We start from the raw sequence: 23,083 nt of genomic DNA on the forward strand, positions 1-23,083 counted from the left end.
CCTCCCGGGGCTCGATTTCTGCTTCCGGGCCGTCACCCGGACCTGTTAAGTTGGCGGCATGGCCGTCGGCATCCTCCTCATCACCCACGAAGGCATCGGCACCGCGCTGGTCGCGGTGGCGCGTCGGCTGTTGAGCCAGCTGCCGCTGCATACCGAGGCATTCGAGGTGCCGTTCGAGGGAGATCCCGACGCACTGCTGCCGCAGGCCAGCGCGGCGCTGCGCAGGGTGGACCGCGGTGACGGCGTACTGGTGCTGACCGATCTGTACGGCGCCACGCCCAGCAACCTGGCGGCCAAGGTCGCCCGGCTGGGCACGCCGGTGCGCCGCGTATCGGCGGTGAGCCTGCCGATGCTGTTGCGGGTAATGAACTACGCCGACCTGGGCCTGGACGAACTGCCGGCGGTCGCCGCCGCAGGGGCCCGCAACGGCGTGATCGTGGATGAGGCCTGACTGCGGTCGGCCCGAAGTGGACAGAGCATGAGTGGAGCAATGGACAAGCGGACGCGGCAGTCGGCCCGGAGGATGCGGCGATGATCGAGCACGACCTGACGGTCACCAATCGTCTGGGCCTGCACGCGCGGGCCACGGCCAAACTCGTCCAGACGCTGTCCGCCTATCGCAGCAGCGCCACGCTCACCGCCAAGGGCCGCGAAGTGAACGCCAAGAGCATCATGGGCGTGATGCTGCTCGCCGCCGGCCAGGGGACGCAGGTGAAGCTGCGCGTGGAAGGCGAGGACGAAGACCACGCCGCGCAGGCGGTGGTGTCGCTGTTCGAACGGCGTTTCGACGAAGACAGCTGAGGCGCGGATGAGGCAGGAGTTCACCGGACATGGCGCATCGCGCGGAAGCGCACTCGGTCGCGCCCGTGTCCGCCTGCCCCATGCCCTGGAGGTTGCCGAGGAGCACATCCCGGCCAAGCGCGTGGAAGGCGAGATCAAGCGCCTGCACACGGCCATCGCCACCGTGCGCGAGGAGATGTTCGCCCTGCGCGAGCGCCTGCACGGCGCACTGGCGCACGAGGTCGGCGAATTCCTAGACCTGCACAGCCTGCTTCTGGACGATCCGGAACTGCTGCAGGGCCTGGACGAACTGATCCGCAAGGGCCGTTATTCGGCCGACTACGCGCTGCGCCTGCAACGCGACCGCATCGCCTCCGTGTTCCAGAACATGGACGACGCCTATTTCCGCAGCCGTGTGGACGACATCGACCAGGTCATCGGCCGCATCCACGCCGCGCTGCATCGTCGCGACGCGGCCATGCCGGGCGTGGCCGGCGAAATCCTGGTGACCGACAACGTCGCTCCGGCCGAGATCGCCCAATTGCAGGCGCAGGGCGTGATGGCCATCGTCATCGCCTCCGGCAGCGTGCTCTCGCACAGCGCGATCCTCGCGCGCAGCCTGCACCTGCCGCTGGTGGTCGGCGCGGCGCAGGCGATGCAGAAGATCAACGACGGCGATGTGCTCGCGGTCGACGGCACCAGCGGCCGCGTGATCCTGGAACCCGATGCCGCCGACCTGCGCGCGCATCGCGCCCGCGTGCGCGAACTGGCGCGCGAGCGCAAACAGCTGCACCGCCTTCGCCGCGAGCCCACGCGCACGCTCGACGGCGCCGACATCAAGCTCTACGCCAACGCCGAATCGCGCGAGGACGTGGCCGAAGCCCACGCGCTCGGCGCGGCCGGCGTGGGCCTGTACCGCACCGAGTTCCTGTTCCTGCAACGCAACGAGCTGCCGGACGAGGAAGAGCAGTTCCGCGTCTACCGCGACGTCGTGCTCGGCATGACCGGTCGCACGGTGACGATCCGCACGCTGGACCTGGGGGCCGACAAGGCCGACCGCACCGGCCTTGCGCTGCGCGACGAGCCCAACCCGGCGCTGGGGCTGCGCGGCGTGCGCCTGTCGCTGGCGCGCGAGGGCCTGCTGGAAGCACAGCTGCGCGCACTGGTGCGGGCATCGGGTTACGGGCCGGTGCGCATCCTGCTGCCGATGATCAGCACGCGCGAGGAAGTCCGCTCGGTCCGTGCCACGCTCAAGCGCGTCACGGCGCAGCTGCGCGAACAGGGGCACGAAATCGCCGACAGCGTTCCGCTGGGCGCGATGATCGAAGTGCCCGCCGCGGCGGTCGCACTGCCCACCTTCATCGGCAGCGTGGATTTCCTCTCCATCGGCACGAACGACCTCGTCCAGTACCTGCTCGCCGCCGATCGCAACAACGAGGCGCTCATCGATCTCTACACGCCGCTGCATCCGGCGGTGATCCGCCTGATCCGCAGCGTGATCCACCTGGGCCAGAAGCGTGGCAAGCCGGTGGCCGTGTGCGGCGAGATGGCCGGCGATCCGCACTTCGCGCCGATGCTGCTCGCGCTGGGCCTGACGGAGTTCAGCCTGCACCCCGCCACGCTGCTGGAGCTGCGGCGCACGATCCGCCACTGCGACCTCGCGCAATTGCAGGCGCGCGCGCCGACCCTGCTGCGCGCGCGTGACCGCGCCGCGATCGAGGCGTGGATCGCGGAGAACGCGCCGACGGTGGCGTGATCGGGAATCGGGAATCGGGAATCGGGAATCGGGAATCGGGAATCGCAAGAGCATGGCATTCCCGCGTAGGCGGGAATCCACGGATCCGACGACATTCCGGCCTACGTCAGCGGTGAGGCACGCAAGCCTGGATCCCCGCCTTCGTGGGGATGGACAGCTAAAGGCAACCCTCCGCGCCTTTGCGATTCCCAATTCCCGATTCCCAAATCTGAAATCCCACAACCCAAAGGGGTGGGCATCCCCAACGATCAGGGCGATAATGCGCGCCATGAACGCCTGACCCTGTCGTGCCAGTCCGGCTCGACGCGCCACCGGAAGCCCCGCATGGCCGAAGCCGTCCGCCACGACAAGACCGCACGCCAGCTGCGCCTGCTTTCCGACGCGCTCGACAGCGGTCGTCTGGGGCCCGTGCGCCGGCTGGTCAACACGCTCTCGCCCGCCGAGATCGGCAACCTCCTCGAATCGCTCCCGCCGGCCAAGCGCACCATCGTCTGGGGCCTGGTCGACGCCGAGGACGACGGCGAAGTGCTGGTGCACGTCGGCGACGAAGTGCGCGAAAGCCTGCTGGCCGAGATGGACCCCGACGAAATCGTCGCGGCCGTCGAAGACCTGGACATCGACGACCTCGCCGACCTGGTCGAGGACCTGCCCGACACGGTCATCGACGAAGTCCTCAAGTCGATGGACCGCGAGAACCGCGAACGGCTCGAACAGGTGCTGTCGTACCCGGAGGACACCGCCGGCCGCCTGATGAACCCCGACGTGGTGACGGTTCGCGCCGACACCACCATCGACGTCGTCCTGCGCTACCTGCGCCTGCGCGGCGAGCTGCCCGAGCACACCGACCACCTGTACGTCGTCAGCCGCCGCCACCAGTACCTGGGGCGCATCGCGCTGGCCGCGCTGCTCACGCACGAGCCGGGCACGCCGATCAACAAGCTGATCGACGACGAGCAACCGGCCATCGACGTGGAAGAGTCGGCGAACGAAGTCGCGCGCAAGTTCTCCGACCACGACTGGCTCAGCGCGCCGGTCGTGGACGACAACAACATCCTGCTCGGCCGCATCACCATCGACGACGTCGTCGACATCATCCGCAGCCAGGCCGAGCACCAGGCATTGAGCGCCGCCGGCCTGGACGAGGACGAAGACCTCTTCAGCCCGGTGTGGCGCGCGATGCGCCGTCGCCTGATCTGGCTGTCGATCAACCTGGGCACCGCGTTCCTCGCCGCCAGCGTGGTGGGCGAGTTCGCCGACACCATCGATAAGCTCGTGGCGCTGGCCGTGCTGATGCCCATCGTCGCCGGCATGGGCGGCAACGCCGGCACGCAGGTGCTGGCGCTGATGGTGCGCGGCCTGGCGCTGGGCCAGGTGGGCGCGGCCAACGTGCGCACGTTGCTTTGGAAGGAAGTCCGCGTCGCCCTGCTCAACGGGCTGGTGCTGGGCAGCCTGCTGGCGCTGATCGTGCTCATCTGGTTCCACAGCTTCGGCTTGTCGCTGGTCATCGGCGTCGCGCTTACCGCCAACCTGTTCTTCGCCGCGGTGGCGGGCGTGCTGGTGCCGGTGGCGATCAAGCGAGCCGGCTACGACCCCGCGCTGGCGTCGGGCATCTTCCTGACGACGGTGACCGACGTGATGGGTTTCTTCACCTTCCTCGGATTGGCGACGATCATCCTGCTGCGCTGAACGCAGGCGACTCGCGCGATCTGCGACGCATGCCATTGCAGCGCGCCGGACGAACGCCAATCATGCCGGCCGTCGCCAGGAGTCCCGCATGCCTTCGTCCTTCCGCCGCCCCTTCCCTGCCCTGTTCCGCCTTGCCGTCGTGGCGCTGGCCCTGATGCTCGGCGCCTGCGCGACGACGCCGCGCGAGGAACCGCCGGGCTACTTCGTCGAACGCAGCGTGGTCGTGGACGGCGCGGCGCATCGCTACCAGGTGTTCGTGCCCTCCAGGAAGGCGGGCGGCCGTCATCCGCCGGTGGTGCTGTTCCTGCACGGTTCGGGCGAGCGCGGCACCGACAACCAGAAGCAGGTCGCGGTCGGCCTGGGCCCGCACGTGCGCACGCATGCGGCGGATTTCCCGGCGATCGCCGTCTTCCCGCAGGCGCGGGAGGGCACGTCGTGGACCGGCACGCAGGCGCGCGTCGCGCTGGCCGCGCTCGAGGCCTCGGTGGATGAGTTCAACGGCGACGACGACCGCATCGTGCTGACCGGCATGTCGCGCGGCGGCTACGGCGTGTTCGAACTGGCGATCATGGAGCCGCGGATGTTCGCCGCCCTGGTGCCCGTCTGCGGCGGCGTCACCCAGCCACCGGCGCTGAAGGAACATCTGCAGGTCGAGAGCGTGGCGCTGGCGCCGGATCCGTTTACCGCTGCCGCGCAGAAGCTGCAGCGCATGCCGGTCTGGGCCTTCCACGGCGCGAAGGACGATGTGGTGACGCCGGACCAGTCGCGCCACATGGTCGAAGCGCTGCGCAAGGTCGGCGGCAACGTGCGTTACACCGAGTTCGCCGAGGCGGGGCACAACGCGTGGGATGCGGCGTATGCGACGCCGGAGCTGTGGGGCTGGGCGTTCGCGCAGCGGCGGTGAGGCGCTGCGAAGTCGAGGGATGCGGGACCGTCCATCCTTCGACTTCGGCGCTTCGCGCCTACGCTCAGGACGAACGGTGAGCGGTGGCTGTCGTGCGGCACGGAGCGGGCTGGAATTCGACGAGCGCTTTCGCGCAGAACGAAATCACCGTTCGTCCTGAGCGTAGCGCAGCGAAGTCGAAGGACGGACGGGCCCACCGCCCATCCTCAACCGCCTCACCCCTTCAGCAAAGCCTCCAGCACCGCCATCCGCACCGCCACGCCATTGGTGACCTGACGCAGGATCAGCGACTGCGGACCATCGGCCACGTCGTCGGTGATCTCCACGCCGCGGTTGATCGGCCCCGGATGCATCACCACCGCATCGCCCGCCGCGCGCTTCAAGCGCGTGGCCGTCAGGCCGTAGTCGCGGTGATAGTCATCGAGCGAAGCGATCAGCCCTTCTTCCATGCGCTCGCGTTGCAGGCGCAGCATCATCACCGCATCCACGCCGTCCAGCGCATCGTCGAGGTCGTGCGACACGACGCAGCCGGACAGCGTTTCATCCTGCGGCAGCAGCGACGCCGGTCCGCACACGCGGATCTCGCCCGTGCCCAGCGTGCGCAGCGCCTGAAGGTCCGAGCGCGCCACGCGCGAATGCTTCACGTCGCCGACGATGGCGACTTTCAGCTTTCCGAAATCGCGTCCCTTCGCCTGCCGCAGCGTGAGCATGTCCAGCAGCCCCTGCGTGGGATGCGCACTGCGTCCGTCGCCGGCGTTCACCAGCACGGTGCCGTCGTCGACATGCTGCGAGAGCGCGGCGACCGCGCCGTCGTCGTGATGGCGGATGACGAAGCCGCGCACGCCCATCGCTTCCAGGTTCTTCAGCGTGTCCAGCGCGGTCTCGCCCTTGCGCGTGGACGAGGTGGAGGCGTCGAAGTTCAGCACGTCCGCGCCCAGGCGCTGCGCAGCCAGCGTGAAGCTCATGCGTGTGCGCGTGGACGGTTCGAAGAACAGCGTGCACACGGCGATGCCGTCCAGCGCGCGGCGGTCGTAATGGCCTTCCGCGAAGGCCTGCGCGCGGATCAGCAGCGCGTTGAGTGCGTCGGACGGGAGGCCGTCGAGCGTGAGCAGGTGGCGCGGGAGATGCGTATGCGGTGCGTTCATGCGGTGGGCGGCGTGCGCGGGTGTTCTAAGACGGAGTGTTGAGGTCGGAAAGGTCGAGGGCTTCGTCCGGTGCGGCAAGCCAGCGTTCGATGATGACCGCGGCCGCGACGGCATCGAGCGCTTCCGCATCGCGCCGGCGTTTGCGGCCCTCGGCGCGATCGGAGGCGAAACGCTGCGCCGCCTCGATCGAACTCATGCGTTCGTCCACGAGCACCACCGGCAGGTTGTAGCGCTGCGCCAGTTCGCGCGCGAAGGCATGCGCACGCAGGCGGATCGGCTGGTCGCCGCCGTCCAGCGCCATCGGGTCGCCGACGATCAGGCCGTCGGGCCGCCATTCGCTGCGCAGGCGATCGATCGACGCCCAGTCCGGGCCATGGCCGTGCACGTCGATCACCGCCAGCGCGCGCGCGCCGTGGCCGAATGCACTTCCGACCGCCACGCCAATGCGACGCGCGCCGACGTCGAAACCCAGGACGGTGCCGTCGCGTCGGATGTGGGACTTGTCGCTCGGAGCCATCAGGCGTGACCGGCGTAGTCGGCCAGGTGCGCGAAATCCACGCCGATGCGGCCGGCGGCAGCCTGCCAGCGCGCATCCAGCGGCAGCTCGAACAGCAACTCGGCGTCGGCCGGTGCGGTGAGCCAGTCGTTCTCGGTCAGCTCGTGCTCGAGCTGCCCCGAGCCCCACCCGGCGCAGCCCAGCGCGACGATCGCGTTGTCGGGGCCTTCGCCGCGCGCCATCGCTTCCAGGATGTCGCGCGAGGTGGTGAGGAACAGGTGCTCGGTGATGGCCATCGTGGAATCCCACTGCATGCCGCCGTCGTGCAGCACGAAACCGCGCTCGGGATGCACCGGGCCGCCGGCGAGCACGGGCTGCGCGCGCATGGACTCGTCGCCACCTTCCAGGCCCATCTGGCCGAGGACTTCGCCCAGCGTGTACTCCGAGGCGCGATTGACCACGATGCCCATCGCTCCGTCCGAATCGTGCTGGCAGATCAACGCCACGCTGCGCGCGAAGTTGGAATCGGCGAGCGCCGGCAGCGCGATCAGCAGCTGGTTGGCCAGAGGTGTGGGCGTTACGGACATGGGTCGCATTCTATCGCGGGCCGCGTGATGCGTGCCGCATCCGGGCGGGCGTAGGATGGCGACTTTCCCCTGCCCTCGTGCCGCCATGCCCTCGTTCCCATCGCGCCCGCTCGGGCTGGCCTGCCTCGCCGTCCTCGCCCTCGCCGCCTGCCAGCCCGCCACGCCGCCCGAAGCGGCCCCGCAGCCTGCCACGCCCGCCCCCGCTGCGGCCTCGTATGCCGCCGCGCACGCCGGCGATTACGCCGTCGTACCGCTCAAGGCCGATCTCTCGCGCTTCGACGAGAACACCCGGCGCATGATCGCCAAGCTGGTGGAAGCCAGCGAGCTCACCAACGATCTGTACTGGAAGCAATCCTGGGAAGGCGACCGCGCCGCGCTGCTGGCGCGCGCACCCGATGCGGCCACGCGCGAGCTGGCGGAAATCAACTTCGGCCCGTGGGATCGCCTCAACGAGGACACGCCCTTCATCGACGGCGTAGGCCCGCGTCCGCCGGGCGGCCCGTTCTATCCGGCCGATATCACCAAGGCCGAGTTCGAAGCGGCGCAACTGCCCGACAAGACCTCCAACTACACGCTGTTGCGCCGCGAGAACGGCAAGCTCGTCACCGTGCCCTACCACGTCGCCTACAAGGCGGACCTGGAGCGCATCGCCGCACTGCTGCGCGAAGCCGCCGCGCTCAGCGCCGACAAATCGTTCGCGAACTACCTGAACATGCGCGCCGAGGCGTTGCTGAGCGACGACTTCCGCCCCAGCGACATGGCCTGGATGGACATGAAGACCAATCCGGTCGACATCGTCATCGGTCCGATCGAGACGTACGAAGATCAGTTGTTCGGCTACAAGGCCGCCTACGAAGGCCTGGTGCTGATCAAGGACGTGGAGTGGAGCCAGAAGCTCGCGCGCTTCGCCAGCTTCCTGCCCGCGCTGCAGAAGGGCCTGCCGGTGGACGCGAAGTACAAGGCCGAGATGCCCGGCTCCGACGCCGACCTCAACGCCTACCAGGTCGTCTACTACGGCGGCAACGCCAACGTCGGCGGCAAGACCATCGCGATCAACCTGCCCAACGACGAGGAAGTGCAGCTGAAGAAGGGCACGCGCCGCCTGCAGCTGGAGAACGTGATGAAGGCGAAGTTCGACACCATCCTGGTGCCGATCGCCAACCAGCTCATCGCCAAGGACCAGCTCAAGCACGTGACGTTCGATGCGTTCTTCGAGGACGTGATGTTCCATGAAGTCGCGCACGGCCTGGGCATCAAGAAGACGCTCGACGGCAAGGGCACGGTGGACGAGGCGCTGAAGGAGTACGCCTCCAGCTTCGAGGAAGGCAAGGCCGACATCCTCGGGCTGTACATGATCGACGCGCTCAGCCGCCAGGGCGAACTCGACGAAAGCAAGCTGATGGACGGCTACGTCACCTTCCTCGCCGGCATCCTGCGTTCGGTGCGCTTCGGTGCGAGCGACGCGCACGGCAAGGCGAACATGGTGCGCTTCAACTTCTTCGCCGAGCATGGCGCATTCACTCGCGACGCCGACGGCCGCTACCGCGTCGACTTCGACAAGATGCGCGAGGCGATGAACGCGCTCAGCGCCAAGCTGCTCACCGTGCAGGGCGACGGCGATTATGCCGAGGCCAAGCGCATGACCGAGACGATGGGCGTGATCAAGCCGGAACTGGCGGCGGACCTTGCGCGGTTGAAGGACGCGAAGATTCCGGTGGACATCCGCTTCGAACAGGGCTTGGAGACGCTGGGGCTGCAGGAGTATCGCTCCACGCGAGCGCGCTGACGCGACCACCGTTCGTCCTGAGCGTAGCGCCGCAGGCGCGAAGTCGAAGGGTGAACGGGCCCGCGTGGTGTCCGGCCCGTTCACCCTTCGACGTCGGTGCTTGGCACCTACGCTCGTGGCGAACGGTGCAACTCATTTCGTCCAGAAGGCAACCCGAACGCCATGTCCGGCTACTGCGACTACGCCCCCGGCCACCCGCTCCACGGCCCGTACCACGACACCGAGTACGGATTCCCGCAACGCGATGAGGCGGTGCTGTTCGAGCGCCTGATCCTGGAAATCAACCAGGCCGGCCTGAGCTGGGAAACGATGCTGCGCAAGCGCGACGGATTCCGGAAGGCGTACCACGGCTTCGACGTCGACAAGGTGGCCCGATACGGCGACAAGGATCGCGAGCGTCTGCTCAACGACGCCGGCATCATCCGCAACCGTCTGAAAGTCGATGCGGCGATCCACAACGCACAAGTGATCCGCGAGTTGCGCAAGTCGCACGGAAGCTTCGCGCAGTGGCTCGATGCGCACCTGCTCGACGAATCCGGCAAGCGCCGCGACAAGGCCGGCTGGATCAAGCTGTTCAAGAAGACCTTCCGCTTCACCGGCGGCGAGATCACCAACGAATTCCTGATGAGCCTGGGCTACCTGCCCGGCGCGCACCGCGACGATTGCCCGGCGCAGAAGACGATCCTCAAGCTCAAGCCGCCGCTGGATCCGGCCTGGCGCCGCAAACTCTGAGCGAGGCCTTCACATCCCGTCCACGTCGCCGGGCGCATTTCCGCTGTTCGTTTCCACGGAGGACGGCCATGCGCATTTCGCTTCCGGCGTTGCTGATCGGTTCGACCCTGCTCGCCGCATGCCAGCGCGAGCAGCCGCCCACCGCACCGACGCCCGCCGCCGATACCGCCGCACCGGCACCCGCGCCGGCCGCAGCGCCGGCCAGCGAACCGGCGGCGACGCCCGCGCCCGGTTCGGTCCCCGTCACGGTCGACAACTACGGCCGCGCCGCCACCGACCTCGCCTTCGCAGGCGTGGTGAAGGACGGCTTCGGCAAGTTCAACCATTTCCGCGAACTCTCGCCGCTGGACAAGCAGATCGTCATCCGCCAGAACCGCGACACGCTCTACTCGCCGGCGGTGTTCGACCTGGACGCGGGGCCCGTAACAATCACGCTGCCGGACCCGGGCAAGCGTTTCATGTCCATGCAGGTGTTCGATGAAGACCAGTACACGCACATGGTTGCCTACAAGCCGGGCACCTACACGTTGCGCAAGTCCGATATCGGCACGCGCTACGCGCTCGCGGCGTTGCGCATCCTGGTCGATCCGAACAACCCGGAAGACCTGAAGGCCGTGCACGCGTTGCAGGATTCGGTGAAGATCAGCCAGCCGGGCGGTCCCGGCACGTTCGACGTTCCCAAGTGGGACACCGTGAGCCTTGGAAAACTCACCGACGCGCTGACCGTGCTCGGCGACACGCTGCCCGACAAGAACAACATGTTCGGCAGCAAGAAGGATGTGGATCCGGTGCGCCGCCTGATCGGCCTGGCCACAGCATGGGGCGGCAATCCCGCCAAGGACGCCACCTACCTCAACTTCGTGCCGGCGAAGAACGACGGCTCCACCGTCTACCACCTCGACGTGAAGGACGTGCCAGTGGATGGGTTCTGGTCGGTGACGGTCTACAACGCCAAGGGATTCTTCGACCCGAATCCGCAGAACGCGTACTCGCTCAACAACCTCACGGCGAAGAAGGCCGACGACGGTTCCGTGCGCATCCAGTTCGGCGGTTGCGACGGACAGGTCCCCAACTGCCTGCCGATCACACCGGGCTGGAATTACCTGGTTCGCCTGTATCGCCCGCGGGCCGAGGTGCTCAACGGCCAGTGGAAATTCCCGGAAGCGGTGCCCGCGTCCTGACCGCGCGTTTCGCCTCCGACCACGTCCCGGGAGTTGTCCGATGAACCGCCTGACGATGCCGCTCCTCGCGAGCGCCGCGTTGTGCCTCGCCCTCGTTGCCTGCAACCGCCAGACCCCGACGGAGCCCGCTGCCGGCGCGCCGGCCAGCGCACCGGCGGCAGCCGGTGAACCCACCGCCGATGAAGCGCGCGCCATCGCCAAGGACGCGTACATCTGGGGCTACCCGCTGGTGGAGAACTACAAGACGCTCTACCAGCAGGCCCTCGACCAGGGCGGGCCCAACTTCCATGCACCGCTGAACCAGATCGGCCATTCGGCCAACGTCGCCACGCCCAAGGACACGGCGATCATCACGCCGAATTCGGACACGCCGTACTCGTTCCTGTGGATGGACCTGCGCGCCGAGCCGCTGGTGCTGTCGATTCCCGCGATGGGCGACAAGCGCTATTTCTCCGTGCAACTGATCGACCTGTACACGTTCAACTTCGACTACATCAACCAGGCGCTGACGAAGGGCAAGGCGGGCAACTTCCTCATCGCAGGCCCCGACTGGAAAGGCGAAACGCCCAAGGGTGTCGACAAGGTGATCCGCTCCGAGACGCCGTTCGCCTACGCGCTGTTCCGCACGCAGCTGTTCGATCCCAAGGACCTGGACAACGTCAAACGCCTGCAATCGCAGTACAAGGTGCAGCCGCTGAGCGCCTTCGCCGGCACGCCCGCGCCGGCCGCGCCGCCGGCGGTGCAGTTCCCGCCGTACGACGCGCGCAAGGCCAACGACGTGGGCTTCTTCTCTTACCTCTCCTTCCTGCTGCCGTATGCGCCGCTGGACGACAGCGAGGCCGCGTTGCGCGATCGGCTGGCGAAGATCGGCGTGGTGCCGGGCAAGCCGTTCGACGAAAACGCGCTGTCTCACGCGATGCGCCAGGCCCTGCTGGATGGCATCGGTGATGCGAACAAGGAGTTCGAGAACTTCGCCGCCACGCAGATGAGCACCGACAAGGTGCGCAGCGCCGACATGTTCGGTACGCGCGCGCACCTCAAGGGCAACGCGTTGTACCGCTTCGCCGGTGCCAAGCAGGGCATCTATGGCAATTCGGCGTCCGAGGCCGATTACCAGGGCTATCTGGTGGACGCGAAGGGCCAGCCCCTGGACGCTTCCAGGCACGACTACGCGCTGCGCTTCCCCAAGGACGGGCTGCCGCCGACGAACGCGTTCTGGTCGATCACGATGTACGACGGCCCGACCAAGCTGCTGGTGGACAATCCGTTGAACCGGTATCTCATCAACTCACCGATGCTGGGTTCGCTCAAGCGCGACGCCGACGGCGGAATCACGCTGTACCTGCAGCATGCATCGCCCGGCAAGGACAAGGAAGCGAACTGGCTGCCCGCACCGGACGGCCCGTTCTACGCGATCCTGCGCAACTACAGCCCCAAGCCCGAGGTGATCGACCGCACCTGGACACGGCCGCCGCTAGAAACCACGCGCTGAGGCAGCGCCACAAAAAAGCCCCGCAATCGCGGGGCTTTTTGTCTGCCGGCGAACGTCCGGCTCAGCGCACTTCCGCCACTTCCACGCCGTCCAGACCCGCGGCCAGCGTCTTCGCGTCGCCGCCCTGGGCGAGCTTGATGCGCAGGCGCACTTCGTTCTGCGAGTCGGCGTAGCGCAGTGCGTCCTCGTAAGAGATCTCGCCGGCCTGGTACAGCTCGAACAGGGCCTGGTCGAAGGTCTTCATGCCCAGCTGCACGGATTCCTTCATCAGCTCCTTGAGCTTGTGGATCTCGCCGTCGCGGATGTAGTCCTGCACCAGCGGCGTGCCCAGCAGGATTTCCATCGCCACGCGACGGCCCTTGCCGTCCGGCGTCGGGATCAGCTGCTGCGCGACCACGCCCTTGAGGTTCAAGGACAAGTCCATCAGCAGCTGCTGGCGGCGGTCTTCCGGGAAGAAGTTGATGATGCGGTCCATCGCCTGGTTGGCGTTGTTGGCGTGCAGCGTGCACAGCACCAGGTGACCGGTTTCGGCGAAGGCGATGGCGTGGTCCATGCCCTCGCGCGTGCGCACCTCGCCGATCATGATCACGTCCGGCGCCTGGCGCAGCGTGTTCTTCAGCGCCGCTTCCCAGCTATCGGTGTCGATGCCGACCTCGCGCTGCGTGATGATGCAGCCCTCGTGCTTGTGCACGAACTCGATCGGGTCTTCGATGGTGATGATGTGGCCGGTCGAATTGAGGTTGCGGTAGCCGATCATCGCCGCGAGCGAGGTCGACTTACCCGTGCCCGTCGCGCCGACGAAGATGATGATGCCGCGCTTGGTCATCGCCAGCGTCTTGATCACCGGCGGCAGGTTGAGTTCTTCGACCGTCGGGATCTTGGTCTCGATGCGACGCAGGACCATGCCGACCTGGTTGCGCTGGTAGAAGCAGCTCACGCGGAAGCGGCCGACACCGGCCACGCCGATGGCGAAGTTGCACTCGTGCGTCTTCTCGAACTCCTCGCGCTGCTGCGGGTTCATCACGTTGAGCACCATGTCGCGCGACTGCTGCGGCGTCAGCGGGTTCTGCGTGATCGGCGCGATCTTGCCGTGGACCTTCATCGACGGCGGCATGCCGGCGGTGATGAACAGGTCCGAAGCCTTCTGATGCGCCATCAGCTTCAGGAACGAGGTGAAGTCGATGCTGCCGCCGGTGGCGGCGGACGCGGTGCCGTTGGTGCTGGTGTTCATGCATTGCTCCCCTGGGCCGGGATTCGAGATTCGGGGTAGGGGATTTGCAGGAGCAAACGCTCGTGCTTCCCGACCCGATCACGCTCCACGGCTTTTACGAATCCCGAATCCCGAATCCCCACTCCCGGAATCACTCGAACAACCGCTTGTCCTTCGCGTATTCCTTCGCCTGCGGACGCAGGATCAGGCCGCGCTTGACGAGGTCCTGCAGGTGCTGGTCGAGGGTCATCATTCCGTAGTTCTGGCCGGTCTGGATCGCCGAGTACATCTGCGCGACCTTGTCCTCGCGGATCAGGTTACGGATGGCCGGGATGCCGACCATGATTTCCCACGCCGCGGTACGACCGCCGCCGACCTTCTTCAACAGCGCCTGCGAGATGACCGCGCGCAGCGATTCGGACAGCATCGAGCGCACCATCGGCTTCTCACCGGCGGGGAACACGTCGATGATGCGGTCCACCGTCTTGGCGGCCGAGGAGGTGTGCAGCGTGCCGAACACCAGGTGGCCCGTTTCCGCGGCGGTCAGCGCCAGGCGGATGGTTTCCAGGTCGCGCAATTCGCCCACGAGGATGTAGTCGGGGTCTTCGCGCAGTGCCGAGCGCAGCGCTTCGTTGAAGCCGTGCGTGTCGCGGTGCACCTCGCGCTGGTTGATCAGGCACTTCTGCGAGGTGTGGACGAATTCGATCGGGTCCTCGACGGAGAGGATGTGGCCGTATTCGTTCTTGTTGATGTGATCGAGCATTGCCGCCAGCGTGGTCGACTTGCCCGAACCCGTCGGGCCGGTCACCAGGATCAGGCCCTGCGGCTGGTCGATCAGCTCGCGGAAGATCGGCGGGCAGCCCAGGTCGTCCAGCGACAGCACTTCCGAGGGAATCGTACGGAACACCGCACCGGCACCGCGGTTCTGGTTGAACGCGTTGACGCGGAAGCGGGCCAGGCCGGGAATCTCGAACGAGAAGTCGACTTCGAGGAATTCCTCGTAGTCGCGGCGCTGCTTGTCCGACATGATGTCGTACACCAGCGCGTGGACCTGCTTGTGGTCCAGTGCCGGGATGTTGATGCGTCGCACGTCGCCGTCCACGCGGATCATGGGCGGCAGGCCGGCGGACAGGTGCAGGTCGGAAGCTTTGTTCTTGACTGAGAACGCCAGAAGTTCGGCGATATCCATGCGTGCTCCCCTGCACTGCTGGAGTGAAACGGTGGAACGGAAGTACCCCTGGACCGCAGTATAGCCCTCACCCCTTGCCTTATTTCCACCACTTTCGACGGGAACTGAGACGTGCGCGCGCGCGCCCTTGAGGACATCCTGCTCCAACTGAAGAACGCTGCCGATGCCAGCGGCAGGCCAGAGCCGCGCCTGCTCGCAGTCAGCAAGACCCAGGATGCGACCGCCGTCGCGGAACTGGCCGATGCCGGCCAACGGGCCTTCGGCGAGAACTACGTCCAGGAAGCCGCCGCCAAACAGGCGGCCCTGGCCGACCGCGGCCTGGAATGGCACCTGATCGGCCACCTGCAGTCGAACAAGGCCCGCGAGGCGGCGGCCCAGTTCGACTGGGTCCAGACCGTGGACCGGCCCAAGCTGGTGGAGGCGCTCGCCCGCCATCGCGCCACCGACCGCGCACCGCTGAACGTGCTCATCCAGGTCAACATCGACGACGAGGCCAGCAAGCACGGCTGCCAGCCGGACGATGTCCCGGCGCTGGCGCAGGCCATCGCCGCGCAATCGCGGCTGCGCCTGCGCGGGCTGATGGTCATCCCCACTCCGCACCCCGACCCCGAACAGCGCCGCGGCGCCTTTCGCCGCACCCGTGCGCTGTTCGAGGCGCTGCGCGCGGGGCATCCGGGCGTGGACACGCTGTCGATGGGCATGAGCGACGACTTCGCCGTGGCCATCGCCGAGGGCGCGACGATGGTGCGCATCGGCACGGCGCTGTTCGGGGCGCGTCCGCGCAAGGACCCGCCCGACCCGGCGTGACGGGGAACCAGACCGGTTCCCCGGCCACAACAGTCGCGGCCGGACGGGTTGCTATCCTGCCGCGCATGAGCCACTCCAGCCCCTCGCCTTCTTCCGACCGCATCGCCTTCATCGGCGGCGGCAACATGGCCCGCAGCCTCATCGGCGGACTGGTCGCGCGCGGCCGTCCTGCCGACGCGATCCGCGTCGCCGAACCCGTGCCGGCCCTGCGCGACGCCCTCCAGCGCGACTTCGGCGTGGCGTGCGCAGACCATGCGACCAGTGCCGCCGAAGGCGCCGGCGTGTGGGTGCTGGCGGTCAAGCCGCAGGTCATGCGCGAGGTCTGCACGGCGCTTGCCGGGTTGGCGCAATCGCAGCGACCGCTGGTGATTTCCATCGCCGCCGGCATCACGGCCGGCCAGCTCGACCGTTGGCTGGGCGGCGGACTGCCGATCGTGCGCGCGATGCCGAACACGCCCGCGCTGCTCGGCGCCGGCATCACCGGGCTGTTCGCCAATGCCAGGACGGATGCGGCGCAACGTGCGGGCGCGAGCGCGCTGCTGGAGGCGGTCGGCCCGACGGTGTGGATCGAAGACGAACACCTGATGGATGCCGTCACCGCGGTGTCCGGCAGCGGCCCGGCCTATGTGTTCCTGCTGGCCGAAGCGATGCAGGCCGCCGGCATCGCGCAGGGACTTCCGCCCGAAGCCGCACGCGCATTGGTGCAACAGACGCTGCTCGGTGCGGCGACCATGCTCACCCGCCAGGACGAGCCCGCCGACGTGCTTCGCACGCGCGTCACTTCGCCGGGCGGGACCACGCAGGCGGCGATCGAAACCTTCGAAGCGGGCGGTTTCCGCGATCTGGTTGCACGCGCGATTGCCGCCGCGACCGAGCGCGGCCGCCAGCTCTCCGCCGCCAACGATTGAACGGAGCGACCCCATGCGCCATGCCCTTGCCCTTTCCCTGATGTGCGCCGCGACGCTCGTCGCCTGCGGCGGCAACGCACCGCCGGCACCGTCGTCGGGCAGCGCGGCGGCCTCGCAGGAAGCCGTCAGCCGCATCGGCGACGTGACCATCCGCGCCAGCGCCATTCCCACCGCCACCTTGTCCGAACAGATCGCCACGCAGTACGGCATCGCCCGCGCGGACAACACGGTGATGCTGCTGATCGGCGTGCGCCAGGGCAGCGACGCGCAGGAAACCGCCCTGCCCGCACGCATCACCGCCACTGCCACCGACCTGCGCGGACGTCAGCACCCCATCGAGATGCGCGAGCTGCGCAGCGGCGACTTGCTGGATTACGTCGGCACGATCGACATCTCGCCGCCGGACACGGTGCGCTTCGACGTAACGGTGGTGCGCGAAGGCGGCGCAACGTCGCAGATGCAGTTCACGCGGGATTTTTATCCGCGGTAGTGGGAGGTCGGGAATCGGGAATCGGGAATCGGGAATCGGGAATCGGGAAAGCGTCTCCGAAGCCGTCATCCCGGCGAAGGCCGGGACCCAGGCCCGTAACGCTCGGGCACTCCCTCGCAGGTGAACCACGTCACCTCACGGATTCCAGCCTCCGCTGGAATGACGAAATGCAGCAGATGACGCGACAGCCTGGATCCCGGCCCTCGCCGGGATGGCGGTCGAGGCGGAGCGGACCCTCAACCCCGCCGCACACCCCACGCCGCGATCACCCGCGCAATCTCCCGCACGCCATCCGTCAGCGCCGCCGGGCCCGGTTGCAGGATGATCGGCGACTTGATCTCGTGCAGCTCGCCATCGCGCACCGCGGGAATCGCGTCCCAACCTTCGCGCGCGGCGACCTTCTCGGGCCGGAATTTCTTCCCGCACCACGAACCCAGCACGATGTCCGGCGCACGCCGGACCACCTCGGACGGATCTTCCAGGATGCGCTGCTTCGCCAGCGACTCGGCCGCGCGTTCGGGAAAGATGTCGTCGCCGCCGGCGATGCGCACCAGCTCGGCGACCCACTGGATGCCGCTGATCAGCGGCTCGTCCCATTCCTCGAAATACACCTTCGGCCGGCACGGCAACGCGGCGGCCTGCGCCTGGATCGCATCGAGCCCGCGCCGCAACTCGTCCGCGTACGCGTTCGCGCGATCGGCCGCGCCGACCAGCGCGCCCAGGCGCCGCACGTAGTCGATGATGCCGTCCACGCTGCGATGGTTGCTGATCCACACTTCCACGCCATGACGGATCAGTTCGCCGGCGATCTCGGCCTGGATGTCGGAAAACCCGATCACGAAATCGGGCTTCAACTTGAGGATCTCGCCGATCTTCGCGCTGGTGAACGCGCTGACCTTGGGCTTTTCCTTTCGCGCGACGGCGGGCCGCACGGTGAAACCGCTGATGCCGACGATGCGGTCCTGCTCGCCCAGCGCGTAGAGCGTTTCGGTCGGCTCTTCGGTGAGGCAGACGATGCGGCGCGGCCCGTGCGTCACGATGCCACCTGCTTGCGGAAACACACCACGCGCTCGGCTTCATCGAAGAAGTGCGCGGCGTCGGCGGGCTGCGCAGGACGCACCTGGATCGCGCGCGTCGCGATCACGGGAACAGCATCCGGCGATGCCACTCGCCGGCGATGTCGCGCTCGTAGGCCTGGCGCTCGTGCAGGCGGAAGTCGGCGCCGTACCAGAACTCGATCACGTCCGGCTTCACGCGCAATCCCGTCCAGCGCGGCGGGCGCGGCACGTCGCGTCCTTCGAACTCGCTCTCGGCATGGGCCAGGCGATGCTCGAACTGCTCGCGCGATTCCAGCGTTTCCGACTGCTTCGACGCCCAGGCGCCGAGCTGGCTGCCGCGCGGACGCGAGGCGAAGTACGCGTCGGCTTCCGCGTCACTGACGATTTCCACCGCCCCTTCGATCCGCACCTGCACGCCGTTGCGCACGCGCGGCCAGTGGAACAGCAGCGCCGCGTGCGGATTGGCCTGGAGTTCGCGACCCTTGCGGCCGTCCAGGTGCGTGTAGAAGACGAAACCGCGTGCGTCGTGCGCCTTGAGCAGCACGACGCGCGCCGACGGGCGCGCATCGAGGCTGGCGGTGGCGAGCGTCATCGCGGTGCGGTCGGGCTCGCCGGCGTGCTGTGCTTCGTCGAACAGCACATCGAACGTGGCGAGGGCTTCTTTGAGCAGGGCGGGGGTATCCATTGCGCTATTGTGGGCCGATGCCGCCCCGTCTGCACCCCGCCGCCGGATTCGACGCGCCGCTGGTGGAACGCGTGCTCGCCGACGCGCTTGCGCCCGGGGTGAAGGTGTACGGCATCTGCGGCCTGCAGGGCTCGGGGAAATCGACGTTGGCCGCGCAGGTCGCCGCATTGGCGCGTTCGCGCGGGCAACGCGTGGCGGTGCTGTCGGTGGACGACGTCTACCTCGGGCGTGGCGAACGCCAGCGTCTGGCACGCCGCGTGCACCCGCTGCTGGCCACGCGCGGGCCGCCGGGCACGCACGATGTCGCGTTGGCTTGCACGACACTCGATGCCCTGCGCGCAGGCAGGCCGGTGCCATTGCCGCGCTTCGACAAACTGGCCGATACGCGCCTGCCTCCGTCGCGCTGGCGTCGCGTGGACACGGTCGACCTGGTGCTGTTCGAAGGCTGGTTCCTGGCCACGCCGCCGCAATCGCCCGACGACCTTCGCGAACCGATCAACGCGATCGAACGCGACGAGGATCGCGACGGCGTGTGGCGTCATTACTGCAACGAAGCACTTGGGCGCGATTACCCATCGCTGTGGTCGCGCATCGACCGTTTGCTGTTCCTGCAGCCGCCGGGGTTCGAGACCGTGCCGCAGTGGCGCTGGCAACAGGAGCAGGCGTTGCAGTCGCGCCGCGTAGGCCCGCACGCGATGGACCGGCCGCGTGTGGAGCGCTTCGTGCAGCTGTTCGAACGCGTGAGCCGGCAGGCGCTGCGCACGCTGCCGGGCATCGCCGACTGGACCCTGCGCCTGGACGCGCAGCGACGTCCGCTGGATTGAAGGCGCGTACGGCCGCACTGCGCGATGGCGCCAAGGAATCGCGAGGTTAGAATCCAACCATGAATCCCGCCCCCAACCTCGTTCTCGTAGGCCCAATGGGCGCAGGCAAGACCTGCGTCGGTCGACGCGTGGCGGAGCAGTTCGGGTTGCGGCTGGTCGATGCCGACCGCGAGATCGAACGCATCGCCGGCACGAGCATCAACACCATCTTCGAGATCGAAGGCGAGGCCGGTTTCCGCGCCCGCGAGCGCGCGGTGCTGGCGACGCTGCTGGGCGAGGACGGCATCGTGCTGTCCACCGGCGGCGGCGCGGTGCTCGATCCCGACAACCGCCGCCTCATGCGCGAACGCGGCTTCGTCGTGCACCTGATGGTGAGCGTTGAGCAGCAGCTGGCGCGGCTGGCGCGCGACCGCAGCCGCCCGCTGCTCGCCAGCGGCGACCGCGAGCAGGTGCTGCGCGACCTGTCGACACGGCGTGCGCCGCTGTACGCGGAGGTCGCCGACCTGGTCTTCGACACCGACCGCCACGACAGCACCGCCGCCGCCGAATGGCTGACGCGGGCGCTGGAGGCCCAGTGGCAACGGACGGCCGACACGCGGGCTTCATCCGCCACGGCGGGACAATGCGAAGACGGACCGGCGACCGTCCCCTCCCCTCCCAATCCGGAAACACGATGAGCACCATGCGCACGGTCAAGGTCGAGGGCGAGGCGCGCTACGACATCTGCATCGGACCGAACCTGATGGGCGATTCGGCGCTGTTCGCGCACGCGTTGCGCGGTCGTCATGCGCTGATCGTGAGCGACGAGAACGTCGCGCCGCTGTACGCCGACCGCGTGGAGGCCACGCTGCGCGCGGGGCGTCCGACGCTGGAGATCGCCTGCTTCGTCATTCCCGCCGGAGAGCAGGAAAAGACATTGGCGCGTTTCTGCCAGGCGCTGGACGCCCTGGCCACGCTGGGCGCCACGCGCGATGCGACGGTGGTCGCGCTGGGCGGCGGCGTGGTGGGCGACCTGGCCGGCTTCGCCGCGGCCTGCTGGATGCGCGGCATCGACGTGGTGCAGCTGCCGACGACGCTGCTGGCGATGGTGGATTCCTCCGTCGGCGGCAAGACCGCGGTGGACCTGCCCGCCGGCAAGAACCTCGTCGGCGCCTTCCACGCGCCGCGTGCGGTGATCGCCGACACGTCCTCGCTGCGTACCCTGCCCGATCGCGAACTGCGCGCGGGCCTGGCCGAAGTGGTGAAGTACGGGGCGATCTTCGACGCGGAATTCCTGACCTGGCTGGAAGCGCATGCGCAGGCGCTGCTGTCGGGCGACGACGCGGCGTTGTCGGAGGCGATCGCGCGCTCGTGCCGTTACAAGGCCGAAGTGGTCTCGCGCGATCCGTACGAACACGGCGAGCGGGCGCTGCTCAACTTCGGTCACACCTTCGGCCATGCGATCGAGGCCGAACAGGGTTATGCCGGTGCCGGCAGTGCGGCGCTGAACCATGGCGAGGCGGTGGCCGTGGGCATGGTGCTGGCGGCGCGACTGTCGGCTGCACTGGGCCGGGCGCCGTCGTCGGATACGGCGCGCCTGCAGGCCTTGCTGCAACGCCTGGGGCTGCCGACGGTGGTGCCCGCGGGGCTGGATCCGGAAGCGCTGGTCGCGCGCATGCGCCTGGACAAGAAGGCCGACGCGGCGGGCCTGCGCTTCGTGCTGTGGGAGCGCGCGGGGCAGGCCAAGGTGTGCGCGGGCGTGCCGGACGAACGCGTGCTGGACGTGCTGCGGGCGCGCTGAGGCGCTTCGCGTGAGACTTCCCCTCCCCTTGCGGTAGCGGGACGGCCCGCCGAAGGCGGCCTGCGACCGGGGAGCGGGAAGTACAATCCCCCACCATGCGCCTGCTCCTGCAACAACGGCCCGACGGCCGCGAAGCGCCCCGCTTCGTGCAACTGATGCTGCAGCCCGACCTGCTGGGCGGCTGGACACTGGTGCGCGAAAGCGGGCAGATCGGCGGACGCAGTACGTTGCGGCGCGAGCAGTTCCTCGACCAGGCCAGCGCCCTGGCCGCACTGGAAGCCGCCCGCGATCAGCAGCTCAAGCGCGGTTTCCAGCTGATGTTCGTGCAGGGCGCCGACGCTCCGAAGTAGCCCGTCCGGTAAAGCCGGGCGCCCGCAACAGTCCGGTGCGCACAGCCGCACCGCCCCCGCGCGGCGCGAACCGCGATAATGCCGCCCTCGCGCCGTAGCCGCGCCCCCGCGCCGAAGGATCCCCGATGACCGCCTCGCCCCTGAAGAACGACCGTTTCCTGCGCGCCCTGCGGCGCGAGCCCGTCGACCACACCCCGGTGTGGCTGATGCGCCAGGCCGGCCGCTACCTGCCGGAGTACCGCGCCACCCGCGCCGCGGCCGGCAGCTTCCTGGGCATGGCGAAGAATCCGGAACTGGCCTGCGAAGTGACGCTGCAGCCGCTGCGCCGCTTTCCGCTGGACGCGGCGATCCTGTTCTCCGACATCCTGACCGTGCCCGATGCGATGGGCCTGGGCTTGTACTTCGTCGAAGGCGAAGGCCCGAAGTTCGAGCGCCCGGTGCGCACGCACGAGGACATCGCCAAGCTCGCCGTGCCCGACATGGACCGCGAGCTGCGCTACGTCACCGACGCGGTGCGCACGATCCGCCGCGAACTCGACGGCGCCGTGCCGCTGATCGGTTTCTCCGGCAGCCCGTGGACGCTGGCCTGCTACATGATCGAAGGCGGCGGCAGCGAGAACTTCTCGAAGGTGAAGGCGCTGGCGCTCAACGACCCGGCGGCGATGCACCGCCTGCTGGACGTGGTGACCGACGCCGTCATCGCCTACCTCGACGCGCAGCGCCAGGCCGGCGCGCAGGCGCTGCAGGTGTTCGACACCTGGGGCGGCGTGCTGTCGCCGTCGATGTACCGCGAGTTCTCGCTGCGTTACCTGCACAAGATCGCGCAGGCGCTGCCGCGCGGTGATGAGAAGACGCCGCTGATCCTGTTCGGCAAGGGCAACGGCGCGTACCTGGAAGAACTCGCCGCCACCGGCGCCGAAGGCGTCGGCGTCGACTGGACCGTCGGCCTGGGCGATGCCGCGCGTCGCACGGGCGGCAAGGTTGCCCTGCAGGGCAACCTTGATCCGGTGACGCTGTACGCGCAGCCGGACGCGATCCGCCGCGAAGTCGGCCGCGCCCTGGACGACTACGCCGCGGGCAACGGCGACTCGCGCGAAGGCCACGTTTTCAACCTCGGCCACGGCATGTCGCCCGACATGAGCCCGGACCACGTCGCCGCGCTGGTGCAGGCGGTGCATGAGTTGAGCGCGCGCTGATACACGCGCTCCACTGCGCGACGCGACGGAGCGACGAGGCC

General features: G+C 68.3%; 23 protein-coding genes and 1 pseudogene. 17 read left to right on the top strand and 7 right to left on the bottom strand.

All coding sequences use genetic code 11. From position 1 onward, the window contains the following. Positions 1-58: 58 nt before the first annotated feature. The 5 genes from AAFF32_RS18140 (at position 59) to AAFF32_RS18160 (ending at position 5,126) form a co-directional block, all read left to right on the top strand. A complete protein-coding gene (locus tag AAFF32_RS18140) occupies positions 59-451 on the top strand; it encodes a PTS sugar transporter subunit IIA (protein WP_342315945.1) in 393 nt (130 codons plus the stop codon). Positions 452-531: 80 nt separating this feature from the next. Continuing rightward, positions 532-801 (top strand): HPr family phosphocarrier protein, encoded by a 270-nt coding sequence (locus AAFF32_RS18145; RefSeq protein ID WP_216963472.1) that lies wholly within the window; start codon positions 532-534, stop codon positions 799-801. Positions 802-808: 7 nt separating this feature from the next. Further along, complete coding sequence (gene ptsP, locus AAFF32_RS18150; protein ID WP_216963475.1) at positions 809-2,536, top strand: phosphoenolpyruvate--protein phosphotransferase; 1,728 nt, start codon at positions 809-811, stop codon at positions 2,534-2,536. 324 nt (positions 2,537-2,860) lie between these two features. Further along, positions 2,861-4,222: a magnesium transporter gene (mgtE, locus tag AAFF32_RS18155; RefSeq protein ID WP_216963478.1), complete on the top strand. Its 1,362-nt coding sequence runs from the start codon at positions 2,861-2,863 to the stop codon at positions 4,220-4,222. Positions 4,223-4,310: 88 nt separating this feature from the next. Next, positions 4,311-5,126, top strand: coding sequence for a prolyl oligopeptidase family serine peptidase (locus tag AAFF32_RS18160; protein ID WP_216963481.1), 816 nt, complete (start codon positions 4,311-4,313; stop codon positions 5,124-5,126). 215 nt (positions 5,127-5,341) lie between these two features. Here the strand turns inward: AAFF32_RS18160 and AAFF32_RS18165 are convergent, their stop codons facing one another. From AAFF32_RS18165 to AAFF32_RS18175, 3 genes are read right to left on the bottom strand one after another with little or no spacing between them, the layout of a single operon-like run. Then, complete coding sequence (locus AAFF32_RS18165; RefSeq protein WP_216963485.1) at positions 5,342-6,271, bottom strand: aspartate carbamoyltransferase catalytic subunit; 930 nt, start codon at positions 6,269-6,271, stop codon at positions 5,342-5,344. Between the two features lie 25 nt (positions 6,272-6,296). Beyond that, complete coding sequence (gene ruvX, locus AAFF32_RS18170; RefSeq protein ID WP_216963500.1) at positions 6,297-6,788, bottom strand: Holliday junction resolvase RuvX; 492 nt, start codon at positions 6,786-6,788, stop codon at positions 6,297-6,299. After that, positions 6,788-7,354, bottom strand: a complete 567-nt coding sequence (locus tag AAFF32_RS18175; RefSeq protein ID WP_216963503.1) for a YqgE/AlgH family protein — start codon at positions 7,352-7,354, stop codon at positions 6,788-6,790. Before AAFF32_RS18175 ends, ruvX begins: the two co-directional genes overlap by 1 nt. Positions 7,355-7,439: 85 nt before the next feature. Between AAFF32_RS18175 and AAFF32_RS18180 the strand changes: the two genes are divergently transcribed. The 4 genes from AAFF32_RS18180 to AAFF32_RS18195 all read left to right on the top strand — a co-directional run bounded on the left by AAFF32_RS18180 (position 7,440) and on the right by AAFF32_RS18195 (position 12,545). Next, on the top strand, positions 7,440-9,140 hold the full coding sequence (locus tag AAFF32_RS18180; RefSeq protein ID WP_342315946.1) for a Zn-dependent hydrolase: 1,701 nt from the start codon (positions 7,440-7,442) through the stop codon (positions 9,138-9,140). 162 nt (positions 9,141-9,302) lie between these two features. After that, positions 9,303-9,872 (top strand): DNA-3-methyladenine glycosylase I, encoded by a 570-nt coding sequence (locus AAFF32_RS18185; protein ID WP_216963509.1) that lies wholly within the window; start codon positions 9,303-9,305, stop codon positions 9,870-9,872. A 68-nt stretch (positions 9,873-9,940) separates the two neighbouring features. Beyond that, positions 9,941-11,053, top strand: coding sequence for a DUF1254 domain-containing protein (locus AAFF32_RS18190; protein ID WP_342315947.1), 1,113 nt, complete (start codon positions 9,941-9,943; stop codon positions 11,051-11,053). 40 nt (positions 11,054-11,093) lie between these two features. Beyond that, positions 11,094-12,545: a DUF1254 domain-containing protein gene (locus AAFF32_RS18195; protein ID WP_342315948.1), complete on the top strand. Its 1,452-nt coding sequence runs from the start codon at positions 11,094-11,096 to the stop codon at positions 12,543-12,545. Between the two features lie 61 nt (positions 12,546-12,606). Here AAFF32_RS18195 and AAFF32_RS18200 read toward each other — a convergent pair whose 3' ends face one another. Both AAFF32_RS18200 and AAFF32_RS18205 read right to left on the bottom strand, forming a co-directional pair. After that, complete coding sequence (locus AAFF32_RS18200; RefSeq protein ID WP_216963529.1) at positions 12,607-13,776, bottom strand: PilT/PilU family type 4a pilus ATPase; 1,170 nt, start codon at positions 13,774-13,776, stop codon at positions 12,607-12,609. A 130-nt stretch (positions 13,777-13,906) separates the two neighbouring features. Then, complete coding sequence (locus tag AAFF32_RS18205; protein WP_216963531.1) at positions 13,907-14,944, bottom strand: type IV pilus twitching motility protein PilT; 1,038 nt, start codon at positions 14,942-14,944, stop codon at positions 13,907-13,909. 147 nt (positions 14,945-15,091) lie between these two features. On the opposite strand from AAFF32_RS18205, the gene AAFF32_RS18210 reads away from it, so the two are divergent. From AAFF32_RS18210 to AAFF32_RS18220, 3 genes are read left to right on the top strand one after another with little or no spacing between them, the layout of a single operon-like run. After that, positions 15,092-15,751 carry a YggS family pyridoxal phosphate-dependent enzyme gene (locus tag AAFF32_RS18210; RefSeq protein ID WP_216964291.1) on the top strand — a complete coding sequence of 220 codons (660 nt, stop codon included), beginning with the start codon at positions 15,092-15,094 and terminating at the stop codon, positions 15,749-15,751. 56 nt (positions 15,752-15,807) lie between these two features. Next, positions 15,808-16,659: a pyrroline-5-carboxylate reductase gene (proC, locus tag AAFF32_RS18215; RefSeq protein ID WP_216964293.1), complete on the top strand. Its 852-nt coding sequence runs from the start codon at positions 15,808-15,810 to the stop codon at positions 16,657-16,659. Positions 16,660-16,672: 13 nt separating this feature from the next. Next, the gene (locus AAFF32_RS18220; RefSeq protein ID WP_342315949.1) at positions 16,673-17,149 is read left to right on the top strand and encodes a DUF4426 domain-containing protein; all 477 of its coding nucleotides are present in this window, start codon (positions 16,673-16,675) and stop codon (positions 17,147-17,149) included. A 236-nt stretch (positions 17,150-17,385) separates the two neighbouring features. On the opposite strand, the gene AAFF32_RS18225 is transcribed toward AAFF32_RS18220, so the two are convergent. After that, the gene (locus tag AAFF32_RS18225; RefSeq protein ID WP_342315950.1) at positions 17,386-18,186 is read right to left on the bottom strand and encodes a cobalamin-binding protein; all 801 of its coding nucleotides are present in this window, start codon (positions 18,184-18,186) and stop codon (positions 17,386-17,388) included. Positions 18,187-18,289: 103 nt separating this feature from the next. Next, positions 18,290-18,892 carry a pyridoxamine 5'-phosphate oxidase gene (gene pdxH, locus AAFF32_RS18230; protein ID WP_342315951.1) on the bottom strand — a complete coding sequence of 201 codons (603 nt, stop codon included), beginning with the start codon at positions 18,890-18,892 and terminating at the stop codon, positions 18,290-18,292. 17 nt (positions 18,893-18,909) lie between these two features. Here pdxH and AAFF32_RS18235 point away from each other — a divergent pair, with 17 nt between their 5' ends. From AAFF32_RS18235 to hemE, 5 genes and pseudogenes are all read left to right on the top strand, one after another. Beyond that, a complete protein-coding gene (locus AAFF32_RS18235) occupies positions 18,910-19,716 on the top strand; it encodes a kinase (RefSeq protein WP_342315952.1) in 807 nt (268 codons plus the stop codon). Positions 19,717-19,775: 59 nt separating this feature from the next. Next, a pseudogene (locus tag AAFF32_RS18240) lies at positions 19,776-20,258 on the top strand (shikimate kinase); the annotation flags it as partial. A gap of 131 nt (positions 20,259-20,389) precedes the next feature. After that, the gene (gene aroB, locus AAFF32_RS18245) at positions 20,390-21,496 is read left to right on the top strand and encodes a 3-dehydroquinate synthase (protein WP_216963545.1); all 1,107 of its coding nucleotides are present in this window, start codon (positions 20,390-20,392) and stop codon (positions 21,494-21,496) included. 95 nt (positions 21,497-21,591) lie between these two features. After that, a complete protein-coding gene (locus AAFF32_RS18250) occupies positions 21,592-21,846 on the top strand; it encodes a WGR domain-containing protein (protein ID WP_216963547.1) in 255 nt (84 codons plus the stop codon). Positions 21,847-21,971: 125 nt separating this feature from the next. Then, positions 21,972-23,042 carry a uroporphyrinogen decarboxylase gene (gene hemE / locus AAFF32_RS18255; RefSeq protein WP_342315953.1) on the top strand — a complete coding sequence of 357 codons (1,071 nt, stop codon included), beginning with the start codon at positions 21,972-21,974 and terminating at the stop codon, positions 23,040-23,042. The last annotated feature ends 41 nt before the right edge of the window (positions 23,043-23,083 follow it).

This window comes from Lysobacter sp. FW306-1B-D06B (assembly GCF_038446665.1).
Classification (GTDB): Bacteria; Pseudomonadota; Gammaproteobacteria; order Xanthomonadales; family Xanthomonadaceae; genus Lysobacter_J.

Bases quoted from the DNA above. Each gene is read 5' to 3' on its own strand.
- AAFF32_RS18140 (WP_342315945.1), top strand. From the start codon at position 59: ATGGCCGTCGGCATCCTCCTCATCACCCACGAAGGCATCGGCACCGCG.
- AAFF32_RS18145 (WP_216963472.1), top strand. From the start codon at position 532: ATGATCGAGCACGACCTGACGGTCACCAATCGTCTGGGCCTGCACGCG.
- ptsP (WP_216963475.1), top strand. From the start codon at position 809: ATGAGGCAGGAGTTCACCGGACATGGCGCATCGCGCGGAAGCGCACTC.
- mgtE (WP_216963478.1), top strand. From the start codon at position 2,861: ATGGCCGAAGCCGTCCGCCACGACAAGACCGCACGCCAGCTGCGCCTG.
- AAFF32_RS18160 (WP_216963481.1), top strand. From the start codon at position 4,311: ATGCCTTCGTCCTTCCGCCGCCCCTTCCCTGCCCTGTTCCGCCTTGCC.
- AAFF32_RS18165 (WP_216963485.1), bottom strand. From the start codon at position 6,271: ATGAACGCACCGCATACGCATCTCCCGCGCCACCTGCTCACGCTCGAC.
- ruvX (WP_216963500.1), bottom strand. From the start codon at position 6,788: ATGGCTCCGAGCGACAAGTCCCACATCCGACGCGACGGCACCGTCCTG.
- AAFF32_RS18175 (WP_216963503.1), bottom strand. From the start codon at position 7,354: ATGTCCGTAACGCCCACACCTCTGGCCAACCAGCTGCTGATCGCGCTG.
- AAFF32_RS18180 (WP_342315946.1), top strand. From the start codon at position 7,440: ATGCCCTCGTTCCCATCGCGCCCGCTCGGGCTGGCCTGCCTCGCCGTC.
- AAFF32_RS18185 (WP_216963509.1), top strand. From the start codon at position 9,303: ATGTCCGGCTACTGCGACTACGCCCCCGGCCACCCGCTCCACGGCCCG.
- AAFF32_RS18190 (WP_342315947.1), top strand. From the start codon at position 9,941: ATGCGCATTTCGCTTCCGGCGTTGCTGATCGGTTCGACCCTGCTCGCC.
- AAFF32_RS18195 (WP_342315948.1), top strand. From the start codon at position 11,094: ATGAACCGCCTGACGATGCCGCTCCTCGCGAGCGCCGCGTTGTGCCTC.
- AAFF32_RS18200 (WP_216963529.1), bottom strand. From the start codon at position 13,776: ATGAACACCAGCACCAACGGCACCGCGTCCGCCGCCACCGGCGGCAGC.
- AAFF32_RS18205 (WP_216963531.1), bottom strand. From the start codon at position 14,944: ATGGATATCGCCGAACTTCTGGCGTTCTCAGTCAAGAACAAAGCTTCC.
- AAFF32_RS18220 (WP_342315949.1), top strand. From the start codon at position 16,673: ATGCGCCATGCCCTTGCCCTTTCCCTGATGTGCGCCGCGACGCTCGTC.
- pdxH (WP_342315951.1), bottom strand. From the start codon at position 18,892: ATGGATACCCCCGCCCTGCTCAAAGAAGCCCTCGCCACGTTCGATGTG.
- AAFF32_RS18235 (WP_342315952.1), top strand. From the start codon at position 18,910: ATGCCGCCCCGTCTGCACCCCGCCGCCGGATTCGACGCGCCGCTGGTG.
- aroB (WP_216963545.1), top strand. From the start codon at position 20,390: ATGAGCACCATGCGCACGGTCAAGGTCGAGGGCGAGGCGCGCTACGAC.
- AAFF32_RS18250 (WP_216963547.1), top strand. From the start codon at position 21,592: ATGCGCCTGCTCCTGCAACAACGGCCCGACGGCCGCGAAGCGCCCCGC.
- hemE (WP_342315953.1), top strand. From the start codon at position 21,972: ATGACCGCCTCGCCCCTGAAGAACGACCGTTTCCTGCGCGCCCTGCGG.